This is a genomic window from Geotalea daltonii FRC-32, assembly GCF_000022265.1.
Taxonomy (GTDB): domain Bacteria; phylum Desulfobacterota; class Desulfuromonadia; order Geobacterales; family Geobacteraceae; genus Geotalea; species Geotalea daltonii.
Genome location: NC_011979.1, coordinates 688,436 through 710,126, shown reverse-complemented (window position 1 = coordinate 710,126; position 21,691 = coordinate 688,436). Strand labels below are relative to the sequence as shown.

Genomic DNA, 21,691 nt, shown 5'->3' with positions numbered 1-21,691 from the left:
TCTGCATTTAGAAATCTCTTCGGTGTTGGGTCGGGTAACTTGAGGAGAAAAATCACCTGCTTACATTTTTTTTCTTTCATCTTTGACAAGACGTTGTTTATGCCGCTGCAACATGCCCAGCAGCATGGGGCTGATCCTGGAATAGCGGCAATACTTTTCCCAGACCTGTCTGGCCCGGCGACAGCGGCCAAGGAGCTCAGTCTCGCTCTGTCGCGATATCCACTCGTAAAGCAGCTGACCGGCCCGGTATACATCCTGCTCAGGAATTCTCATGATGAAGGCGTCATAGTCAATATGGGAAGCAAATGGCAGGATACAGCCATCACCCACAAGAACCGGGATCCGTCCCATGGACATGGCTTCGAAAAAACGGAAGGTATTTTCTCCTGTGCCGCGGGGGCAGAGTACCGTAAGGGACCGGGCCATATATTCCAGGAACCGTGCCCTTCGGCGGGGTAACTCGTTCTCCGGGAAATGGCCGTAGAAGCGCTCGCTTGTGTCCAGATAGCTGACCAGGCGTTTCTCCCTCATTATGCTGTCCATGAGGAGGCTACGTATTGGACTGGAGCCGGTAAAACCTATAAAACCGGTATGATAATCCATGCGGGCAAGGTCGTAGTGGAGGTAGCGGCTAAAGTCCTCAGTGCGGTAAGGGAAAACGTAGGTACAAGGGTCGGCATTGAAGGCAGAGGCACTGGTCCTGAAGATGACCGATTTGATGCCCAACGGATCACTGTTGTCGTGAACGGTCAGAAAGACATGCTTCTCCTCGTGGGTGGCAAAATGGGGAAGCTGGTGAAGAAAGCGAGCCGTACCCTCCCCGCCGAAATTCTCCAGCAGCTCGTCGATCCGCTCGGGGAATACGATGAAATCTGCATCTGCAGGTGAATCGACCTCATCATAGCTATCCCGGCATGGTGAGACAGGCTTGCCCAGTTCATCTTCCTGCCAGATGCTCAGCACATCGTAACGGGTGCCCTCAACCTCCTGCCGCCCCTGGGGATCGTCATAGAGCAGGGGGATTTTCATTGCATGGAGCAAAGGGGGCAGCAAATAATCAATCCCCGAACGGTAGAAGTAGAGTTTCAGACGGGGAGCGGCGCACTCTTGAAGAGCGTCCTCCACCCGCGCCATGACCGATGACCAGTCCCCCGTCTGCTCCTGACGGAACAAGCGCATGGCCGGATACCAGGGACTGTCGTTGCGATCCAGGAGCCAGCGCCAGTCAGCAGACCGGCAAAGCAGTGTCCACACCTCCTTTCCCAAAGCTCCGGCCAAATGACATACCGAGGTATCGATGGATATGATCAGGTCCAGATTGGCAATGAACGCGGCTGTATCACCAAAGTCCTTAATCAGGGAAGTCAGATCCCTGATCTGGCCGCCGAAAGGCACCGTTTCCAGCTGCTCTCTTCCTTCCCCCATCTGCAGCGTATACCAGCTGATCCCGGCGATGCCGAACAGGGATGCAAAGTACTCCAGAGGACAGGCACGGCGGCGGTTTTTCTCCGTATTCAGCCGGCCCGACCAGACCAGTCCCACCTTGAATCCACGATCACTCTCAAGCCGTAGCGCCCAATCCTTCACCTTCTGCTGTTCAGGCTGCAGGTAGGGCACTTGCCCCGGAATAGTCTCCAGTTCAGTCCCCAGAACCAGCGGCAGCGACATCAAGGGTATATGCAGGTGAAATTCGGGCCAGGTATCGCCGTCGACCAGCACCCTGTCCACCCCGTCCACGCTTGCCAGCAATCCCCTCAACTCGGGAGGGCCAGCCACAATGACCCCTCCTCCACGACCTGCAACCATGGGTACGTAACGAATGAATTGAATTATGTCGCCAAAGCCCTGTTCCATATGGACCAGCAGCGTCCGGCCAGGAAAAGGGCTGCCATCCCACTGGGGCTGGGCGAAATGTCTCCTGGGGGTACTGAAGCCCTTGGTCACCCAGCGCCACTCGTATTCCTGCCAGCCCTCGTGAAATTTCCCGGTGAGGAGATGCAGCAGCGCCAGGTTGAAGTGTGCCTCAGCATAATCGGTACGGACAAGAATCGCCCTCCGGTTGCAGGTTATGGCATCCGACCAGTTCCGCTGTTCTTCCAGGGCAAAGCCCAGGTTGTACCAAGCCTCGGCATACTGTGGATTGAGGGCAAGGGCCTTGCGGAAAAGCTCCGTCGCCGTCTCCAGGTCTCCAGCCATCTGCACGACAACGGCCAGGTTGTTCCACGGCTCGGCGTTTTCCGGGTCCAGGGCGATGAATCGTTCGAAGATGACCTTGGCCTCATCAAGGCGTCCACTCTCAACATAGGCGAGACCCAGGTTATTGAGAACTGCAGGCTGCCGTGGAGCAAGCTGCAGCGCCTGCAGATAGGCGGCAATGGCCCCGTCGTAATCTCCTCGGGTGGCGTTGGCATTGCCCGAACGGTAAAAGTCTTCGGCACTGGTCAAGGCAGCATCTCCTGCAGGGCCTTCTTCACCTCCACCATTACCCCCTGCCAATCTCCCGGCTGTTTTTGTCGGAAGAGCCGCATGGTCGGGTACCAGGGGCTGTCGCTGCGCTCGAGCATCCAACGCCAGTCGGGAGCATAGTGGAGCAGGGTCCACACCGGCCGGGCCAGTGCCCCTGCCAGATGGGCAACCGAAGTATCGATGGTGACGACAAGATCCAGATTGGATATGAGGGCGGCGGTGTCGGCAAAATCCCTTATGTGCGGCGTCAAGTCGACCAGCTTGCCCTGGGCTACCCATGGAGTAGCCTGGTCTGCATCGGGGCCTATCTGCAGGCTGTAGACGAAGACCCCTGGAATTTCGGCCAGGGGGGCAAAAACCTCCAAACCGCAGGTCCGCTTGCGGTTGCGCACCAGGTTCTGTCTACCGGCCCAGACGATCCCCACCTTAAGACCACCATCGCCCCCCATCCTTCGCTGGAAGCTCTCCAGGCGGGCCGGATCCAGGATCAAGTATGGAACGTCTGCCGGAATGCTTTCCAGTGTGGTGCCGAACAGCAGCGGCAGACTCATGAGGGGGAAATAGCAATCAGCCTGTGGCAGCGTTTCTCCCGCGACAAAGGCTTCCCTCACCATCGGCACCCGTTCCAGGACCGGCTTCAGGGCTGCACTCTGACATTCGATCAGAACAGTACCTCCCCTGCCTGCGACCAAGGCGGCATAACGTACAAATTGAAAAACATCCCCGGCCCCCTGTTCGGAGACAAGAATGATCTTCTTGCCCCCCAAGGGCTCCCCGTCCCAGAGAGGAAGCGGCAGCTCTCGGCGCGGCACCGGTATGCTCTTTTCCCAGCGCCATTCATAACCCTGCCAGCCTTCCATGAACGCCCCTTTCATAAGGCAAGCCAGGGACAGGTTCCAGTGGGCATCGGCATTCCCCGGCTCCAGCGCCAGGGCCCGGCGATGGCAGGCGATGGCCTGATCCAGGTCGCCTTTGTCTTTGAAAGCGGCTCCAAGGTTGTTGTGGATCATCGGATTGTCAGGATCGATGGCCATGGCACGCTCATAGGCGGCAATCGCCTCCGGATATTTTTCCTGGCAGAGAAGGGCATTGCCCAGGGAGTTGTGGGTATTGGCCAGTTGCGGATCCAGTGCCAGCACTTTGTCATAGCAGGCAACCGCCTGTTCCACTTGGCCACGGTCCTGCAAGATATCTCCCATGTTATGCAGGGTGCCGGCATGAGCCGGCCTCAGGGCCAGCGCCCGCTCGTATTCATCCAGAGCCTGGTCGAAAAGCCGCTGCCCCTGCAGAACCAGCCCCAGATTATAATGGGCTTCGGCAAAATCGGGGTCCGTTTTCAGGGCCTCCCGGTAATATGCTGTAGCCTCTATAGGCCTCTCCAGCTTTTTCATGGTATTGCCCATGTTGAAGTTGATCACTGCCGAGTCAGGCAGCAGGGAAAGGGCCTTCTGGTAGTAGCCCAGCGCTTGCTGATGACGTTCCTGTGCATCCATGGCGCCTGCCAGGCAATTGTAAACTTCTGCGGAGAATGGATTCAGAGCGCGTGCCTTCAGCAAACGTGCCTCGGCCAGTGCCGGATTGCCGCTGTCGAGAAGTGCCCGACCCTCCCGCAGATAGTCGTCTGCGGTCAAAGGCTCTCCCAGCGATGCCTGATGCACTCTGACCGTCAATGACTCTCGGCCCTTTCCTGCAAGTTTGCAGGCAAGGCCATGAAACTGCTCGGCAGCTCTATCCCAGCGCAAGCGCTGCAAATCTTCTCCGGCACGGATGCTCCTGGCACGTATTTCGCCCCTGTTGAGCAAAGCAAACCCCAGCTTTTCCACCACCTCCTCCAGGGAGGGTTCAAACCAGATGGCGGAAGGGACCCCGCTGCGGCTGATAAGGAGCGGCTCGTAGCTGGTCAGGGGGAACGCATTTTCTGTGGTAATTATGTCTCCCTGGCCACTGGCGTCTGATGCGACTGCTGTCCTGCCGCAGGCCATGTATTCTGACATGACCATGTTATTCCCCCCCTCGCAACGGTTGGGGAACAGCCCCATATCAGTGTCCACATAGACATTTCTCATCCGGGCGTTATCCAACAGGGGATGCAGGATGATTCGGTCCATGGGAAGGCCGTTTTCCTGCAGGGTCCTGCGTAAAAGGCCCATGCAGTCCTCTTCAAGATGGCGATAGCTGATGTAGCGTGAGCCCTGCATGGTGGCCATGGAAAAGGGCCAGTGGTTGTACCAGGCGCAGGAGAGCCACAGATCGGAATGGCGGGCCATTAGTATCTTCATGGCAGCAATGACAATATCCTGTGATTTGCGACTCTCGAACTTGCCGCCGGAGAAGACGATGAAACGTCCGTCATCGGGCCGTGGGGGAGAAGGGGAGAAATTGGCGGGGTCGATCCCCTGAAGAATGGTGCTGGTATTTCTGATGCCGCCGATGCGCAGATGCTGTTCGCACCAGCTGGAACCGGCAACGATGTGATCCCACTCAGCGGCAGCCCGCCTGGTATGGCGCAGCACTTCGATATCGTCCTCGAAAAAAGTGTAACCGATGTTGATCCTGTCCCAGGCCTGGGGGTCCAGAGGCTTGAGATCGACCCCTCCGATACAGTGGAGCGTAACACCATCGACCGGTGGCAGTTTTATTATCTCCCTCGCCAGGTATTCCCCGGCTATTCCCCAGCCATGGGCGGAACCGGAAGGCATGGATACTTTCATCGACTGAACCTCTCAATGATGACTTTTCGCCAGGTAAATAGCAACTACCATACCAGCCGGGCCAAATGGCACTACTGTACGGATCTACAAGGCCAGCGAATTCTGTCATAAATTTGACTGGACTGGGGGGCGATTGCGCCGCGTTAATCGCCTGAGATAATTAAATACCTTGTAGTAAATAATTGCTGCGTTTGGGAAGATGTGTTAACATTTTCAAGCCTATGGACAGAACACCCTAGGGGAACGCCAGCCCATGACTGCAACAACCGTCAAATACGAAGATCATTTCAAACCGGACCAGCAGATAAATGCTGCCGTCCGCCTCCTGGACAAGAAACTCCTCGAAAGTAATGCCATTGTCACAGCCATCAATTCGGATCTTCTCTCCATCGAGCTGATCGGGGATGGATTACCGGACAGCTCGGAAGTGGAAATCGGTACGGAGTTTTATGTCACCTACTGGACCGGATGGGCCCATTACCGTTGTAACGGCAGGCTTGAAAAAGTCGATTCCGGCAACAAACTACAGGCAAAGCTGGTCGGGCCGATAATTGAGCAGCAACGGCGGGATTACTTCAGACTGGATCTGGTCATGCCGGTGGAATACCGGGTATTGAAAAATCAGCCGCTTTCGATTGTAGAAGAAGAATGGAATGCTGAAAGAGGGCGCTGTTTGTCACTGCCGGAGCTGCAGTTGGAGCCGTTCGGTGATGGTTTTAAGGTAGTGGAATGGCGGGATGGCGAAGACCTTCTGCCAATGGAAATGAATCTCAGCGGTGGAGGTATTCGTTTGAAGCTGCCCGAAGCGGTGGCTCCGGGGACACTGATGGGAATTGATCTTTTTCTTCCTCTGGTCCCTTCGCGGATCATCCGCACCGTGGCAGAGGTTGTGCGCTGCAACGAAATCACCCTGCGTTGGGAAAAGGGGACCCAATACAGGGTCGCCACGCGTTTTATTCACATCAACGAAAGGGAGCGGGAGACCATCATCTCCTTTATATTCAGTGAGCAAAGAAGACTGCTGCAGCTAAGCCAGGACCGCATCGTCCCCATCCGCTAAAGAAGAAAACGGCTCTTTCCCGCCCAGACTACCCGGCAAAAACAGCCGCAATGACCCTCACCAATCACAAATCACAAATCACAAATCACCAATCACCAGTTTAAGGTTCTCCCCTTTCACTCTCCACCGACAGCAGCACTATATCGACCCGCCTGTTCTTGCTTCTCCCATCGACAGTGGTGTTGTCAGCCACCGGCCTGTACTCGCCGAAGCCCGTTGCCGAAATTTTTTCCGGCTCAAACTCGTAATACTTGATCAGGTACTGGACCAGATTGGTGGCTCTTGCCGTGGACAGTTCCCAATTGGAGGGGAATGTCCTGGAGTTGATGGGCACATTGTCCGTATGCCCTTCCACCCTGACCGGGTTCGTGTAATTGACCAGGGACTCGGCCACATGGGCAAGGAGACTGTAAGCGCTCTGCTGCACAATGGCACTCCCCGAGTCAAAAAACCCTGCCTCCTTGAGGCTGACCACCAACCCCCGGCGGTTGATCTCGACGCTGACCTTATCCTGGGCGCCCGTTTTCAGCAAATAGGCCTCGATGGCAGCCTTGACCGCCTTGAAATCCTTTTCTTCGGCATGGGACTTGGTTTTGCCGCTCTTGACCGCTTTTTGCGGGAGGGACTGGGGCCGCATATTGGGAATGATGTTGATATTGCCTGAATCAATGACCCGGGGCTTTGGAGAGGAAGAACTCTTGCTGTAGCCGAATGACTCCCGCAAGGATTCAACAACTTCCTCCGCCTTTTTCTTGTCGGTCTGACTCATGGCATAAAGGGTGACGAAGACGGCAAAAAGCAGTGTTATGAAGTCGGCATATGAAACCATCCACCGCTCCATATTCGCTTCTTTTTCAGGTTTCTTTTTTCGGGCCATCTATTTGCCCTTCTTGGCGCCGGCTCCACCTTCCGGCAGGTAGGCACGCAGCTTCTGCTCGATAAAATGGGGGTTCTCCCCATTCTGAATGGCGATCAGCCCTTCTATGACCATCTCCTTCTGCAGAATCGCCTCCTTAAGCCGCAGTTTCAGCTTGGTGCTGATTGGAATGCAGATGATATTGGCCGTCATCAGGCCGTAAATGGTGGCGACGAAAGCTACCGCGATGCCGGCGCCCAGCTTGGAAGAATCGGACAGGTTGTTCATGACGTGGATAAGACCGAGGACAGCGCCTATGATGCCGATGGTGGGAGCAAAGCCCCCGGCTGCCTCGAAAACTTCGGCGCTTGCCTTTGCATGCTCTTCAAAGGAGTTAAGCTCTATCTCCATGGTTTCCCTGAGCTTCTGTGGATCGATGCCGTCCACCACCAGGGAGATGCCCTTTTTGGTGAAGGAATCCTTGACCGTCTGGGCTTCCTGCTCCAGTGAGATCAAGCCGTTGCGCCGAGCCTTGGCCGCATAATTGATGATGTTCTTGATCACCGCTTCCGGGTCATCCTTGGGCGGAAAGAGGACCTTTCGCGCATCTTTCAAAGCATTGAGAATATTGGCCAGAGGAAAGCTGACAAAGGTGGCGCCGATGGTACCGCCAAGGACGATGAGGGCGGCAGTCGGCTGAATGATTGCACTGACATGCCCCCCCTCAAGGATCTGGCCGCCGATAACAGCGCCGAAACCCAGTATCAGACCGATTATAGATGCTATATCCATTCTTCTAGTCCCGTGTGGAAGCCGCTGTCAGAGAGGACAGATCGGTCGGTAGTTTTCTTTCCGTTGCCGGAGAAGGTACTTTTTTTTCATGCCCCCGGAAGAGCGGCGCTGGATACTGGCCTTGAAGGTGACGATCCGGTCGAGGATCACGGCCACCGGCTCCAGGACCAGGTAACGGTTGCCATTCGTAAGGGCAATATGGGTGTCCGGGGTCTCTTCGATAATTTCCATGAGATCCGGGTTGAGATATATTTCACTGCCGTCCATTCGCGTCAGTCTGATCATTCATCTGCCCCCATACTGCTCTTTTCTATTTGTTTCGGTATATGGAACCAAATCTTTAGCCCGATTTCCATCAAAGATAACTGGTGGCCTTGAGTCCGCGCGAAAAAAAGGCCATCTCGTGCCGTAAAAGCGCTCGTATGGCCTCTCCACCATTAATATGCATATTTATTTTCTACTTCTAGATGTAGTCAAGCAATGACAGCCGGCTGATCTTGGCCGTTGCCGACAGCGCTGCCTCAAAAGCCGTCTGCTGCTGGGAAAGTTCCGTCGCCGCCTTGGCATAATCCACATTCTGCTTACTGCTGATGATGTTTTTCAGGGTGTTCTGATTGTTGACGATCATAGTCTTGGCATTGTCCAGCCGCATCATGTTTCCCGCCACCGTGCTCTGGGCAGCGGCAATCTGATCGGCCGAAGCCTTCATGTTCTTCACCCCGTCGACGATATCAGCGGCTGAGCTGCTGGTAATTGCTGCAATCAGCTTGTCGATACTGTCGATAATGTCCGCCGGCCTGGTGCCGGCGGTGGCCCCGGAACCGGCCCCCACCGCCGGTGTTCCCCCACGCAAGAGGTCCCCCCCCGTGATATTGATGGCAACAGAGGAATTCCTGGCAATATCTACCTTCATGGGATCATCGGTACCGGAAAAAACGCCGCTTGCATCAAAAGGCGCCGTGCTGTTGTCGAAGCCGCCGAAGACATACTGGTTGCCGATCTGGGTATTGCCCAGGTCGATCAGCTGGTTTTTCAGCTGGGTGAGGTTGGTGGTGGCATTGGCGATCATGTTGGCATCGGTACTGGTGCTGATCATGTTGCTGGCAATGGTTTTCACCTGGGCCATTATGGAGGACATTCCGGTCAGCGCCGTATTGGTTATGTTGAGCCAGATGTTGCCCTTCTCGATGTTGCTCAGGTACTGGTCCCCCTCGGTGACCCCATTCTGCATGGCAAGGATCTGCCGGGTGGATATGGGATCATCGCTCGGCCGATTGATAACGGAACCTGAGGCGATTTGTTCCTGCAGCTGGTCCAGCTTCGACCGCCCCTGCTGCAGATTATACAAAGCATTGTCTGCCGTCATTCCCGGAGTTACGCGCATGTCAACTCTCCTCCCCTTTCGGACGCCATTTACCTGACCATCGCCAGTATGGTATCCATCATCTCGCTTCCCGTCGTCACCAACCGTGCCGCTCCCTCAAATGCCCGCTGGTACTTGAGAAGATTGGTCAACTCCTCATCCAGGGAAACACCCGCGTTTGATTCCCGCAAGGTATTCAGCTGCTTCAGGAAAGCCTCCCCCTGCGCCGCCGTATTTTTAGCCTTCTGCACATCGATGCCCACATTGCTGACAAAGGCGTTGAAGAAGTCGGCTACGGTGCTGTTGCCGGTGCTGAACGCAAGGGAAGAATTTTTGATGTCGGCGATGAGCAGTGCATTGCGGTTGTCACCCGGGCCGACAAACGGATTGGCAGCCGCGGCAATCCTGGTCGGATCGGAGGTTATCGTACCGCTGACGGCAATATCGGCGCTGGAAGTGCCGGTAAAAAAGGCGACACCGGCGCCGCCGGCAAGGTCGGCTCCGGCGGTGTGCTGGGTATTGACCGAGGTAATGATCTTGCTGGCCAACTCATCCAGTTTGGCCAGGTACCCCGGCACTATCTGGTCCCTTACCTGCAGTGTTCCGCCGATTTCGCCATAGCCGTTATTGAGGCCGCCGATGGTGGCGGTCACATCGGTGTCGGTGGCCGGTGTGTTGGCAGGCGGTGGATTGCCCAGGGGGGTGACATAGATATCGTTCCGCTGGGGAGTCCCCCCATCGGGACTGGTATAGACGGTGCTGTACTGGTTGCCGCTCACCAGGGTCTGGCCACCGAGAGTAAGCGAGACGGTCAAGGTGCCGTTGGACTGCTCGCTGGTGGTTATCCCCACCTTGCCGGCAAGTTCCTGGACAAGGAGGTCCCGCTGATCCTTCATCTCATTGACGTTGCCTCCCATGCCCTGGGTGGTCATGATCTGCTGATTGAGCAAGGCAATATTGCCGAGCTTATCGCTGACGTCGGCGGTGATGCTGACCAAATCCTGGTCGGCACTGGTGATGACGGCGTTGAGATTGGTGTTCATCTGGTGAAATGTATCCACCAGAATCTGCGAGCGGGCAATGAGAGCCTGACGCTCAGGGGCCCCTTGGGGATTAAGGGAAAGATCCTGCCATGAGCCGAAAAAGCTCTCCATGGCCTTGCCCAAGCCGTCGGTGGAGACTTCGTTGAACAGAGGCTCTACCTGCTGCAGGGCAGTCTGTTTTGCCAGGTTCTGCTGGTAGGTGCTGTTGCCGTTAACTAGCTGCGTCTGCAGCAGGTTGTCGTAAGAGCGTTGCACGGCAACTACCTCTACCCCTCCACCGATTGGAAAGCCGGACGCGATGTTTGCCGGCCCGCTTTCCATAATGACCCGTTGCCGCGAGTAGCCAGGGGTATTGACATTGGCGATGTTCTCGCTGGTCACCTCGATTGCCTGACGCTGGGCGGCTATCCCCCTGGTGGCTATGCTGAAGATGTCATTTATTCCCATTCATATCTCCTTGCACACCAGCCTGGCTCCGCCATTGTTGGTTCTCATTGTCCCGGCTTGGCCGTAGGTGGTGGGATTGTTGAACAGGCTGTTGAAGAAGTTGAGTGACCGATCCACCAGTCCCAGGGAATCCTGAAGAAGATTGCGGTTCATGGCAAGGAGGTTGTCGACGGCCGTGGTCGAGGTGGTAAGATCCGTCTGCAGACCTTGCAGGGCAAGGCGTTCCTGCCCGGCGGTCCGCGCTATGAGCGGTGAAAGGCTTCCATTATCCTCAAGCCCCAACGCTGCACCGGTCTTTGCCAGAAGGTTCCTGCAGTTCCCGTTCAATCGCTCCAGCCTCCCCATGGCACTGTCAACTTCTGACTGGTTGGTCTCCAGCCGGGCCATATCGAGAGCGATTATACAGTTCTGCTCTTCTTCCAGGAGCTGATACATCTCGTCCAGTAGCGCCCCCTTTTCCCGCAGGGCTCTTATCAGTTCATCAATACCAGTGGTCATCCTTAACCTCCAGTTGCATGGTTCTCGATCATCTTTGCCGCAACAAACTCGGCATCGATCCTGTATGCGCCGAAGCCCAGCTGCTGCTTCATCAATGCCACCCGGTCCAGTCTCATCTCCGGCAGGGTGGCGACCGATTTCTTCAGTGCATCTATTTCCCTGGTGGCAGGAGAAATTTCGATGATATCAATCTGCCTGCCGCTGCCGGTTACTGCATCTGCCGCTGCGGTTCTTCCGTGGTAGAAATCAATGGTGTGAACCTGGCTCTGTTGATCTACTTTCACTGAAAAACCACCTTTCGTCAGGAAAACTTGTGGGCCTTAATCCTTGTCGGGCTTTTTCTTTCCCGCCCCCTCCGCCAGCAACTGCTTTTCAATTGTGCGGGCAAGGCCCAAGCTCCCGTTTTCGGCCGCAGCCTTTGCATATTCCTGGTCGAGAAGAGACTGATATGCCTCTTCACCATGACCGCCGCCGGTCAGCTTGTCCTTGCCGACCGTCTCGCGCATTGATTTAAGCATCATGCCGACAAAAAGGCTCTCGAACTCCCTGGCCGCCTTCCTGATGGCCATGTTATTCTTTTCGGCAGACTGCTGCCCGAGCTTTAGGGATTGTGTCCCGGTGCTGTCTACAAGCGCTACCGGCAAGACGGTTGCTTTGATCTCCATGGTTTGTCCTTTTGTCGATAGTCTGTTATTCGACCCCATTAAATGACGGACAATTCAGCATTCAGTGCCCCGGCTGCCTTGATCGCCTGCATGATGCCGATCAGGTCGCGGGGGGTTACCCCAAGTGCGTTGAGGGCTCGCACCACATCGCTGATGTTTGTCCCCTGCGGAACAATCGCCAGGCTGCCGCGTTCTTCCTTTACCTTAACCGAGGTCCGAGGTACGACCTTGGTTTCGCCTGTCCCTAGCGGTGCGGGCTGAGAAACTTTCGGTGTCTCCTTCACATAGAGGGTCAGGTTGCCATGGGAAACTGCCACTGCGGAAATACGCACGTTTTCGCCGATAACGATGGTGCCGGTACGCTCATTGAGCACCACTTTCGCCATAACGTCCGGGGTCACCTCAAGCCGTTCCAGCTCAGCCACGAATTCCACCGGTCTGCCGATAAACCCATCGGGCATTGCCAGCTGCACCGATCCCGGATCGGTCAGTGAAGCAACCTGTGCCTTGAATTTACCATTGACGGCCGCAGCAATTCTGGAGGCCGTTGTGAAGTCAGGCTGATGCAAGTTAAGGCGCAGCACATTGCGCCCGGCCAGTACGTTGGGCAGTTCCCTTTCCACCAGGGCGCCAGCCGGTACACGTCCGGCTGTCGGGTGATTTTTCTGCACGGAAGCGGCCTGGCCGCCGTAGGAAAAGGAGTTGGTAAGGACCGCCCCCTGGGCGACGGCGTAGATCTGGCTGTCGCCACCTTTCAGGGGGGTCATGAGCAGGGTTCCCCCGGCCAGGCTCTTGGCATCTCCCACCGATGAGACGAGAACATCGAGGGTATTGCCCTGCTTGGCGAAGGGGGGCAGAGAAGCGGTCACCATAACCGCCGCCACATTCTTCACCGTAATGTCGGCTCGGTTGATGGTGATCCCCATTCGCTCCAGGGTATTGACCAGGGATTGAACGGGAAACTTGGTCTGGTCGCTGTCACCACTGCCGTTCAGTCCGACCACGAGGCCGTACCCCAGCAACTGGTTGTCACGTACCCCGTCGAATGCGGCAATGTCCTTGATCCGTACCGCCAGCGCCAGTTGTGGCAACAAAAGCAGCAGCAGCAATATCGTACAGGTTCTCCTGGTCATTTTCGTCTTTATCCCTCTTTTGCTGCAGCAACACCACAGCCCTCGGCCAAAGTTTTCGAAGCTAAAATGGCCAGATGACGTCCAGTATCCCCATCAGCCAGCCCGGCCGCTGCCGGTCGCTTATGACCCCTTTGCCGCTGTAGTTGATGCGGGCATCGGCAATGTAAATGGAGTTAACCACGTTGTCCGAGCTGATGTCGCGGGTGCGGACGGTGCCGGTGAGGACGATTATCTGATCCTCGTTGTTCACCTTCACATTGCGCTTCCCCTCAATGAGCAGGTTGCCATTGCCGATGACATCGATGACCTTGGCGGTGATGGTGGCGCGCAGGTTTTCTTCGCGGGTTGTTTTGCCACTGCCGTCATATTTGGAGTCATAGCTGGCGTTCAGGAGATTGCTCAGGTCCATCCAGTTACTTATGCCTGTGATGTTGGTCTCCAGCCCCATCAGATTGGGAATGCCGGCGGAAATGGTGCTGCCGCGGCTGGTTCCGGTAGTGGCCTGTTTACTAGCGCTCGCCTGTTCCGTAATGACCACGGTGAGAGTATCCCCTCTCCTGCGTGCCTTGAGATCCTCGGTAATGCCGGTGGAAGAATCCTGCCAGATCGATCCGCTGGTATAGGTAGGCTTTGCCTGCTGCATCTGTTCGTCAAAGGTGGGAGTCCTGATTTCCGAGCTCTGGAAGGAACAGGCTGGCAGCAGTAACAGTACCGCAAGCATCAGGTATTTTGCCGGCGTGCTTTGAATATTCATGGTCAAAAATCCACCTTCACCGTTTCAGCATCGATAACCCGTGCCGGAAGTTCTTTCTGGGAGGCAAGATTCCTCACCATTACCGTATCTCCTTCCGCCCCCGAGTTCCTGGCCTTGCCGGCAGCCGTTATGCGTAACGATTCGTTTTCCGCCACGATGGTAACCAGTTGGCCGCTTTTAATCAGCGGCACTCTTTCCAGAAAATCCGGTCTGATGGGATTGTTGCCGCGAATGGCGGTGCGTACCCTTTTTCCTACAACTTCGTCCACATCACGGACAAAGCGGCCCTGCAGCCGGGAAAGTCCCCGCTTCTGCACCGCCACGTCTGCCGCATCGATAACTTCGCCGCGCTCAAGGGGACGGACCGCCACCACCATCTCGGCCATGGCCTCCACCTCCACCTTGACCGGCACATTTCGCTCGACCCGCCCGTCAACCCGGACGATTAGGGCAAGATTGGCGCTGCCCCACCCTTCCCAGCGGTCTGGCGCCACCACTTCATAACTCAGGTCGCCGGCAGAAAGTGACAAATCACCGCTGTAGGCGATTTTTTTGATGTTGATCTCCAGTCCCAGATTGTCGCACTTCTGCTGCAGGTAATCGTTAACCACCCGGCGAACCTCCGCCTCCTTCACCGTCTGGTTTGTGGCCAGGGCCGATGATGTACTGAGAACCAGAAGCATTAATACCGTTGATAATAAGACCTTCATCGTCACACTTTCTGGGACGAGATTTTTTCGTGAGTTCAAGGCAGGCAAAGGATTGTGCGGAGGCCTCGTCTCAATCCGTCGCAAACTTTCGTGTAACGAAAGTTGACAGCTTTAGGCTGCCCGACGGGCGAGGCGGAGCCGAGTCACAAGCAATCCTGCAGACGAACGAAGAAATCGCGGAAAAGACTCGTCCCCTATTTACCGTTTCAGGTTGTTGGCCGTCTGCAGCATCTCATCTGCCGCCTGCACCGCTTTGGAATTGATCTCGTACGCCCTCTGGCCGACGATCATGTTGACCATCTCCTCGGCGACGCTGACATTGCTCATTTCCAGATAGCCCTGGCTGAGTGTGCCGATGCCGTTTTGCCCGGAAGTGCCGGTGGTTGCCGCCCCCGATGATTCGGTCTCCTTAAAGAGATTATGCCCCTGGCTGGAGAGTCCGGCCGGGTTGGAAAAGGTGGCCAGCTGGATGGTGCCTACGCTGGTCGGGGAGGTCTGTCCCGACTGGATGACCGAAACAGTACCATCGTTGCCGATGGTAATGCTCGTGGTATTGTTGGGAATGACCACCTCCGGCAGAAGCGGGTATCCCTCGGAAGTGACGACACGCCCCTGGCTGTCTTTTTTGAAGGCACCGGCCCGGGTATATTCAGTGGAGCCATCTGGCATCTGTATCTGGAAAAAACCATCTCCCTCGATGGCCACATCCAGCTCGTTGCCGGTCTGGGTGACGTTACCGGTGGTGAATATCTTGGTGACTGCTGCCGGCTTTGAGCCAAGGCCCACCTGGATACCGGTGGGGATCTGGGTGGCATTGGTTGATGGGGCGCCACTGGTCTTCATGCTCTGGTACATGAGGTCATGGAAATCGGCACGGCTCTTCTTGAAGCCGGTGGTGTTGACGTTGGCCAGGTTGTTGGCAACCACGTCGATATTCAATTGCTGAGCCTGCATCCCTGATGCTGCCGTCCATAATGCCCTGATCATTGATAACCTCCGTTAAAACTAAGTTCGATGTTCGATGTTCGAAGTTCGATGTTCGCTCTAGGTTTGTGCCTTCAACCTCGAACTTCGAACCCGAACTTCGAACGGTTTTTAAACCCTTCCCAGGTCATTGGCTGCCTTTCCCGTAATGTCATCGTAGCTTCTCACCACTTTCTGGCAGGATTCGAAGTAGCGGGTCGTTTCTATCATCCGGACCATCTCGGCAACCACGTTGACATTGGATCCCTCCAGGGCCCCCTGCTGCACGGTGGTCGTCGTTACGTTCACCGGCGTTTCCTGGGGATTGGCCGGGATGAAGAGACCTTCGCCCAATTTCTGCAAAGCGTACGGCTTCTGGAAATCGACGATGTCCAGGGTCCCGGCAGGTGTCCCGTCCACGAGAATTGCCCCCTTGGCATCGATGTCCACACGGCCACCGTTGACGGTGATCGGCCCCCCACCCTGCACCTCGTAACCTTCGCTGGTCACCAGTCGCCCTGCGGAGTCCATCCGGAAGTTGCCCTGCCTGGTGTAGGCCCTCCCCTGGGGCGTATTGACGACAAAGAAACCGTCCCCGTCAAGGGCCACATCCAGGGTGTTGCCGGTCTGCTTGAGCGGTCCGGGTGAATAGTCAGTAAAAAATATTTCACTGCTGAATACCGGTGAGTCATTGGGGCTGGCTGCCGCTTGTGACTGGCTCTTCGATGAAGCAAGAACACTCTCGAATTGCAGGCGATCGCCCTTGAAACCGGCGGTATTGGCGTTAGCCAGATTGTTGCTGATCACATCCAGCCTGCGCATGGCCGCCAGGTTGCCTGAGAGTGCCGCATAAAGACCGCTGTTCATTTAATGCTCCTTTTGTAGAAGGGCTTGTGACCGCCAAATCCTTTTCAAAACCTGTCATGGCCGATGAAGCTTCATCCTGCCCCGCAAACGGAGCAATGCCTGGCTGTGCAGCTGCGAAATCCGCGACTCGGTCAAATGGAGCACGGCGCCGATCTCCTTCAGGTTCATCTCCTCGTAATAGTAAAGGGTAATGACGATCCGCTCCTTTTCAGGGAGGTTATCGATGGCTTCGGCCAGGTTTTCCACGGTTTGCCGGGCAATAAGCTGATTCTGCGGACTCTCGATCCCCTTATCCTCCAGTACGTCCAGGAGCCCCAGCGGGCTGCCGTCTTCATCCATCCAGGCATCATCGAGGCTGACAAAGGAAAGGAAATGGATCTCTTCCAGAAGGTGAAAGTAGGCCTCAAGATCCAGTCCCATGGCCGCAGCGACCTCGTCGCTGGAGGGGTTTCTCCCCAAGCGCTGCTCCAGGGCAGAAAACTCACGCTCCAGGCGTTTGAACTTATCCCGCAGGGAGCGAGTCAGCCAATCCTGGGAGCGAAGCTCATCCATGATGGTGCCCCTGATGCGCTGCTCGGCAAAGGTCTTGAACATGACACCCCGGGTCGGATCAAAACGTTCTGCAGCGGAAATAAGTCCAATTACGGCTGCACTCCTCAAGTCATCCCGGTCCAGGTGCGGGGGAAGAGCGGAAGCAATCCTGTCCACCAGGAATTTCACCAGGGGCAGGTGGGAAACCACCAGTTCGTCCCTGTCGGGGATAGCAGTACGTTGAGCCTCTTGTTCGTAAGCCTTGAGAAGACAGTTCATATACACTCCAATCCTGCGGTGCTGGGGAAATTTTTCCGGGACAAGAACTGGATATTTCCCTTCAGCCGGTTGTCGCAGCCGCTTGCCATTATCCTTCTCGCCAGTGCAGTGTAACAACGGGAGGCCTTGCCATTAGGGTACAGCTGGCAAACCGGCTTTTGCCTTCTTACCGCCTCACCCACCAGGTCATCCCGCAATATGCAACCCATAAAATCCATGGATACATCGAGAAAACGGTCCGCTACATTATAAAGCTTGTCATAGACCCCCACCGCGTCCTTCTGGTCCCTGGCCATATTGACCAGCACCTTGAAATGCCGTTCACCGTAACGGGTCGACAACAGTTTGATCAGTGCATAAACGTCGGTTATGGAGGTGGGTTCAGGAGTGACAACTACCAGGATCTCCCGGGCCGCCACGTTGAAATAGGTGACGTTTTCCGAAATCCCCGCCTCGGTGTCGATGATAAAGACATCGAAATCTTCTTCCAGCCTGTCCAGCTCATCAAGGAGTTTGAGCCGCTCCGGCGTACCGAGACTGGTATATTCCTGCACTCCCAGTCCGGCAGGTACCACTTTTATCCCCCCCGCTGCACTGATGATGATCTCATTCAGGCTCTTTTCGCCGGACAGGACATGATTCATGGTGAATACAGGGCGCAGGCCGAGAAGGATATCGATGTTTCCCACCCCCAGATCGGCATCAATCACCAGCACTTTTTTCCCCTGGTTTGCCAGAGACACCGCCAGATTAACCACCACATTGCTCTTGCCGACGCCCCCTTTACCGCTGGTTACCGATATCACGCGGATATCCTGGCGGCTGCTGATCCTTCCTGCATAAAGGTCCACATCGCGCCGGGTAACATTAACGGTGCCGGCCAGCTGCCGCAGGGTGTCAGCCTGATCGCTGCTCATTTCTCCGTCTCCCTCAGCACCAGGTTGGCCAGTTTTCGGGCCGTCGCCACTTCGATGTCCTCAGGTACCTTCTGTCCAGTGGTGAAATAGGAAAGCGGAAACCTGTTACGCACTTGGGCGTTGACAATACAGCCGTAACTTTCGCTCTCATCAAGCTTGGTGAAGAGCAGTCGGGTAATGGGAAGCAGGCTGTATTGGGCGACGATTTCATTCATCTCCCGGTCTCTGGTGGTGGCGGAAATACAGAGATAGGTCTCGATGCCGGGACAGGATTCCAGGTAGACCTTCAGTTCCTCCAGCTTTTCCCGGTCTTTGGGACTTCTGCCGGCCGTATCGATGAGGATCAGGTCCTTGTCCGCATGTTTCGCCAAAACAGCCTCAAGCTCCTTGGCAGTGGCGGCCACTTCCAGCGGCACATCCATTATTTTGGAATAGGTCTTCAGCTGCTCAACGGCGCCGACCCTGAAATTATCGGTGGTGACCATGGCGACACGCGCCCCGCGGTTCAGGGCGTACATGGCGGCCAGCTTGGCTATGGTGGTGGTCTTGCCGACCCCGGTGGGGCCTACTGTGGCCATGATGCGCGGGCCGGTCTTTCTGAGACGCAAGGGGCCGGAACATTTGATGATCCCGGCAAAGGCATCAACAAGCCGCTCCCTCAGCGCCTCCAACTCTTCACCCAGTTCGGCTGCAGGCCTGATCAGCTCAAGCAGGGCATGAATGCTGTCGGTGCCGACCTCTTCCGAACGCAGCTCATTGGCCAAAAGCTCCAGCGCTTCATCAGATAGTTCGCAGTCGTCAGCCAAATTTTTGACACACACCTTATCCTCGGTGCTGACCACCGGGAACGATACCGGCTTCGACCCTTTCTCCTCCTTGGCTGCAACCGCATTGAGCAGCAGTTTCTTTATCTCTTCCATATCCTCCCTGGCAAAAATCCGGGGAGCAGTCCCCTCCTTTTGCGGTTGAAATGGCTTGATCTCGTCTTCAGACTTTTCCGCTGCCGTCGAGGAAAGGGCCTCCTTTTTTTCGGCATCCTTCTTTGCCAGCACTTCAACCCGCTCCCTCAGCTCCCGCAGTTCCCGAGCCAGAGGCGCCAGCATGGAATTCTGGAACTCTTCCCTGGTGCTCAGTTCACGCTCAGGTTTTTCCTGGTAATGAACAGGGCGTTGGACTTTTTTCTGTTCCAGAGCTGCCGTTACTTCGAAGTAAGGTTTGGAGAAAAAGCCGAGAATTCCCCTGCGCCGCTCCTGTTTCGAAGAGAGGATCATTGCATCCAGCCCCATTTCGGCCTTGACCATCTTCAAGGCCTCCGACATATCTGCCGCCTGAAATGTTTTAACTAGCATCGAGACTCACCATCCCTATCGATTGGATTTTTATGCTGGGCGGGATTTCATTATGGGAGATCACCGCAAGATTCGGCATGTAACGGTCGGTCAGTTTCTTCATATGCCTTCTGACGCTGGGGGAGGCAATCACCACCGGCGCCGTCCCGGTCTGGTCGAATTTCTCAGCCGCCTTGCGTATCGCGGCCAGAATTTTCTGGGCGGTGGCCGGTTCGATGGCCAGATAGCTCCCCTGCTCTGATATCTGTACCGCATCGGCGATTGATTCCTCCACCTCACGGTCGAGAGTGAGAACCCAGAGGGTATCATCCTCCCTCTTGTACTGTTCGACAATGTAGCGGCCGAGGCTCTGGCGGACAAACTCGGTCAGGGTTTCCGGGTCCTTGGTTACCCCGCCGTAATCGGCAAGGGTTTCCAGAATCGAGCGCAGGTCGCGGATGGAGACGTTTTCCCGAAGCAGGTTCTTGACCACCCGCAAAACCGTACCCAGGCTCAGCAACGAGGGAACCAGCTCTTCGACCACCTTGGGCAGCGTCGAAGACAGGCTGTCCAGAAGCTGCTGCAGCTCCTGGCGGCCCACCAGTTCGTGGGCGTGTTTCTTGATGATCTCGCTGATGTGGGTAGCCAGTATGGTTGTGTTGTCAACCACGGTATAGCCATAAACCTGGGCCTGTTCCCGGTCCCGGCCCTTGATCCAGATGGCGGGGAGGCCGAAAACCGGTTCAGTGGTGCGTGTGCCTTCAAGGTTACCCGAGGCGCTACCGGCGTCCATGGCCAGATACTGTCCGTTCAGCTCGCCGCCGCTCACCTTGGCGCCGTTGATCATAATGTTGTATTCGTAGGGCTTCAACTGCAGGTTGTCGTGGATATGGATGGGGGGGACAATGAAACCCATACGCTGGGCGTACTGTTTGCGGATGGAGCGAATCCTGTCCAGGAGCTCCCCGTTCTGGGCCGCATCCACCATCGGTACCAGCCCGTATCCCACTTCAAGCTCCAGCATATCCAGCGGACGAATGGAGCTGATCTGATCGGCGTCCTCCGGTTCCAGGGCACCCGCTGCCGTCATCTCCTCCTGTTGCACCTCTTTTTTCTCAACCGCCAACCGCCCGGCCATGAAGGCTGCCCCGGAAATGAGCAGGAACGGGAAGTGCGGCAGGCCGGGGATCAGTGCAAACACAAACATGACGCCGGAGGCGATGTAAAAAGCCTTGGGATAGTTCAGAAGCTGGCCGGAAATCTCATGCCCGAAGTTCTTTTCGTCTGCGGAGCGGGTAACGATGATGCCGGCGGCGGTGGATATGATCAGTGCCGGTATTTGAGCAACCAGTCCCTCCCCCACCGTCAGCAGTGTATAATTGGACAGGGCGGCGGCCAGTTCCATCCCCTGCTGCCAAACGCCTATGACGAAGCCACCGATGATGTTGATGAGCATGATGAGGATGCCGGCAACGGCGTCCCCCCTGACGAACTTGCTGGCACCGTCCATAGAGCCGTAGAAGTCCGCCTCACGGGAAATTTTAGACCGGCGGGCTTTGGCTTCCTTGTCGGTGATGAGGCCGTTGGACAGATCGGCATCGATAGCCATCTGCTTGCCCGGCATGGCATCGAGGGTGAAGCGGGCGGCGACCTCCGCCACCCGTCCGGCGCCTTTGGTTATGACGACAAAATTGATGACAACAAGAATAAGGAAGATTACGGCACCGACCACATAGTTGCCGCCGACGACAAAAAGGCCGAAAGCCTTGATGACAGCACCGGCAGCCTCGGCCCCTTCACTTCCATGGAGCAGGATCAGACGGGTGGAAGCGATGTTCAGTGCCAGGCGGAATAATGTGGTTATCAGGAGGATGGATGGGAAGATGGAGAAGTCCAGGGCCTGGATGGTGTAGAGGCTGACCAGCAGGATTACCAGGGCAATGGTGATATTGGCCGCAAGAAAGACATCAAGAACGAAGGCAGGCAGAGGGATAATCATCAGGGAAAGGATGCCGATGAGCGCAACCGCCATATAGATGTCGGAGTTTTTCCGGTAAGGCTGTATGTCGATTGCTTCTGCTGCCGGCGCCATATTTGAAATTCCTCTGAAAAATCATGGGCTTTTCAACTGCGCAGTCATTTGTGCAACCGTTGTGCCATCCGGAGAAAATGCCCTGCTGGCGGCCACGGGAAGGGTAGAAGTGAGAATAACGGCCAGTTTTTGAGTAGATCTTTGGGGAAATACATTCGCAAAAGACGGCATTTTGAATAACTCAAGGTCAAGATTTTGACCTTGTGGGATAACCCG

The 21,691-nt window shown here is 55.9% G+C and carries 20 protein-coding genes; 1 reads left to right on the top strand and 19 read right to left on the bottom strand.

Annotated features, from left to right (window positions below; genetic code table 11):
- Nucleotides 1-60: 60 nt before the first annotated feature.
- Together GEOB_RS19200 and GEOB_RS19635 are read right to left on the bottom strand one after the other, a co-directional pair.
- Nucleotides 61-2,445: a tetratricopeptide repeat protein gene (locus tag GEOB_RS19200; RefSeq protein ID WP_012645736.1), complete on the bottom strand. Its 2,385-nt coding sequence runs from the start codon at nucleotides 2,443-2,445 to the stop codon at nucleotides 61-63.
- Nucleotides 2,442-5,177, bottom strand: a complete 2,736-nt coding sequence (locus tag GEOB_RS19635; RefSeq protein ID WP_012645735.1) for a tetratricopeptide repeat protein — start codon at nucleotides 5,175-5,177, stop codon at nucleotides 2,442-2,444. The genes GEOB_RS19200 and GEOB_RS19635 overlap by 4 nt, the downstream gene beginning before the upstream one ends.
- 253 nt (nucleotides 5,178-5,430) lie before the next feature.
- Here GEOB_RS19635 and GEOB_RS03170 point away from each other — a divergent pair, with 253 nt between their 5' ends.
- Nucleotides 5,431-6,237, top strand: coding sequence for a PilZ-like domain-containing protein (locus GEOB_RS03170; RefSeq protein WP_012645734.1), 807 nt, complete (start codon nucleotides 5,431-5,433; stop codon nucleotides 6,235-6,237).
- 100 nt (nucleotides 6,238-6,337) lie between these two features.
- Here GEOB_RS03170 and GEOB_RS03165 read toward each other — a convergent pair whose 3' ends face one another.
- The 17 genes from GEOB_RS03165 to flhA form a co-directional block, all read right to left on the bottom strand.
- Nucleotides 6,338-7,114: a flagellar motor protein MotB gene (locus tag GEOB_RS03165; RefSeq protein WP_012645733.1), complete on the bottom strand. Its 777-nt coding sequence runs from the start codon at nucleotides 7,112-7,114 to the stop codon at nucleotides 6,338-6,340.
- The gene (locus tag GEOB_RS03160; protein WP_012645732.1) at nucleotides 7,115-7,885 is read right to left on the bottom strand and encodes a flagellar motor protein; all 771 of its coding nucleotides are present in this window, start codon (nucleotides 7,883-7,885) and stop codon (nucleotides 7,115-7,117) included. It abuts the gene before it with no gap.
- Nucleotides 7,886-7,912: 27 nt separating this feature from the next.
- Nucleotides 7,913-8,170: a flagellar FlbD family protein gene (locus tag GEOB_RS03155; RefSeq protein WP_012645731.1), complete on the bottom strand. Its 258-nt coding sequence runs from the start codon at nucleotides 8,168-8,170 to the stop codon at nucleotides 7,913-7,915.
- Nucleotides 8,171-8,348: 178 nt separating this feature from the next.
- The gene (flgL, locus tag GEOB_RS03150) at nucleotides 8,349-9,269 is read right to left on the bottom strand and encodes a flagellar hook-associated protein FlgL (RefSeq protein WP_012645730.1); all 921 of its coding nucleotides are present in this window, start codon (nucleotides 9,267-9,269) and stop codon (nucleotides 8,349-8,351) included.
- Between the two features lie 29 nt (nucleotides 9,270-9,298).
- The gene (flgK, locus tag GEOB_RS03145; protein ID WP_012645729.1) at nucleotides 9,299-10,738 is read right to left on the bottom strand and encodes a flagellar hook-associated protein FlgK; all 1,440 of its coding nucleotides are present in this window, start codon (nucleotides 10,736-10,738) and stop codon (nucleotides 9,299-9,301) included.
- Complete coding sequence (locus GEOB_RS03140) at nucleotides 10,739-11,236, bottom strand: flagellar protein FlgN (protein WP_012645728.1); 498 nt, start codon at nucleotides 11,234-11,236, stop codon at nucleotides 10,739-10,741.
- 2 nt (nucleotides 11,237-11,238) lie between these two features.
- Entirely contained in the window at nucleotides 11,239-11,520 is a 282-nt protein-coding gene (flgM, locus tag GEOB_RS03135) for a flagellar biosynthesis anti-sigma factor FlgM (protein ID WP_012645727.1), read from the bottom strand.
- Between the two features lie 36 nt (nucleotides 11,521-11,556).
- A complete protein-coding gene (locus GEOB_RS03130; protein WP_012645726.1) occupies nucleotides 11,557-11,901 on the bottom strand; it encodes a rod-binding protein in 345 nt (114 codons plus the stop codon).
- 38 nt (nucleotides 11,902-11,939) lie between these two features.
- Nucleotides 11,940-13,034, bottom strand: coding sequence for a flagellar basal body P-ring protein FlgI (locus GEOB_RS03125; RefSeq protein WP_012645725.1), 1,095 nt, complete (start codon nucleotides 13,032-13,034; stop codon nucleotides 11,940-11,942).
- A 61-nt stretch (nucleotides 13,035-13,095) separates the two neighbouring features.
- Entirely contained in the window at nucleotides 13,096-13,755 is a 660-nt protein-coding gene (locus GEOB_RS03120) for a flagellar basal body L-ring protein FlgH (protein WP_407638384.1), read from the bottom strand.
- A 35-nt stretch (nucleotides 13,756-13,790) separates the two neighbouring features.
- The gene (gene flgA / locus GEOB_RS03115) at nucleotides 13,791-14,498 is read right to left on the bottom strand and encodes a flagellar basal body P-ring formation chaperone FlgA (protein ID WP_041267048.1); all 708 of its coding nucleotides are present in this window, start codon (nucleotides 14,496-14,498) and stop codon (nucleotides 13,791-13,793) included.
- 198 nt (nucleotides 14,499-14,696) lie between these two features.
- Nucleotides 14,697-15,485: a flagellar basal-body rod protein FlgG gene (gene flgG, locus GEOB_RS03110; protein ID WP_012645722.1), complete on the bottom strand. Its 789-nt coding sequence runs from the start codon at nucleotides 15,483-15,485 to the stop codon at nucleotides 14,697-14,699.
- A gap of 108 nt (nucleotides 15,486-15,593) precedes the next feature.
- Nucleotides 15,594-16,328, bottom strand: coding sequence for a flagellar basal-body rod protein FlgF (flgF, locus tag GEOB_RS03105; protein WP_012645721.1), 735 nt, complete (start codon nucleotides 16,326-16,328; stop codon nucleotides 15,594-15,596).
- Nucleotides 16,329-16,382: 54 nt separating this feature from the next.
- Entirely contained in the window at nucleotides 16,383-17,138 is a 756-nt protein-coding gene (locus GEOB_RS03100; RefSeq protein ID WP_012645720.1) for a FliA/WhiG family RNA polymerase sigma factor, read from the bottom strand.
- A complete protein-coding gene (locus tag GEOB_RS03095) occupies nucleotides 17,135-18,055 on the bottom strand; it encodes a MinD/ParA family protein (RefSeq protein ID WP_012645719.1) in 921 nt (306 codons plus the stop codon). The genes GEOB_RS03100 and GEOB_RS03095 overlap by 4 nt, the downstream gene beginning before the upstream one ends.
- Nucleotides 18,052-19,404, bottom strand: a complete 1,353-nt coding sequence (flhF, locus tag GEOB_RS03090; protein WP_012645718.1) for a flagellar biosynthesis protein FlhF — start codon at nucleotides 19,402-19,404, stop codon at nucleotides 18,052-18,054. Before flhF ends, GEOB_RS03095 begins: the two co-directional genes overlap by 4 nt.
- Nucleotides 19,394-21,475: a flagellar biosynthesis protein FlhA gene (gene flhA, locus GEOB_RS03085; protein WP_012645717.1), complete on the bottom strand. Its 2,082-nt coding sequence runs from the start codon at nucleotides 21,473-21,475 to the stop codon at nucleotides 19,394-19,396. The genes flhF and flhA overlap by 11 nt, the downstream gene beginning before the upstream one ends.
- Nucleotides 21,476-21,691: the final 216 nt, after the last annotated feature.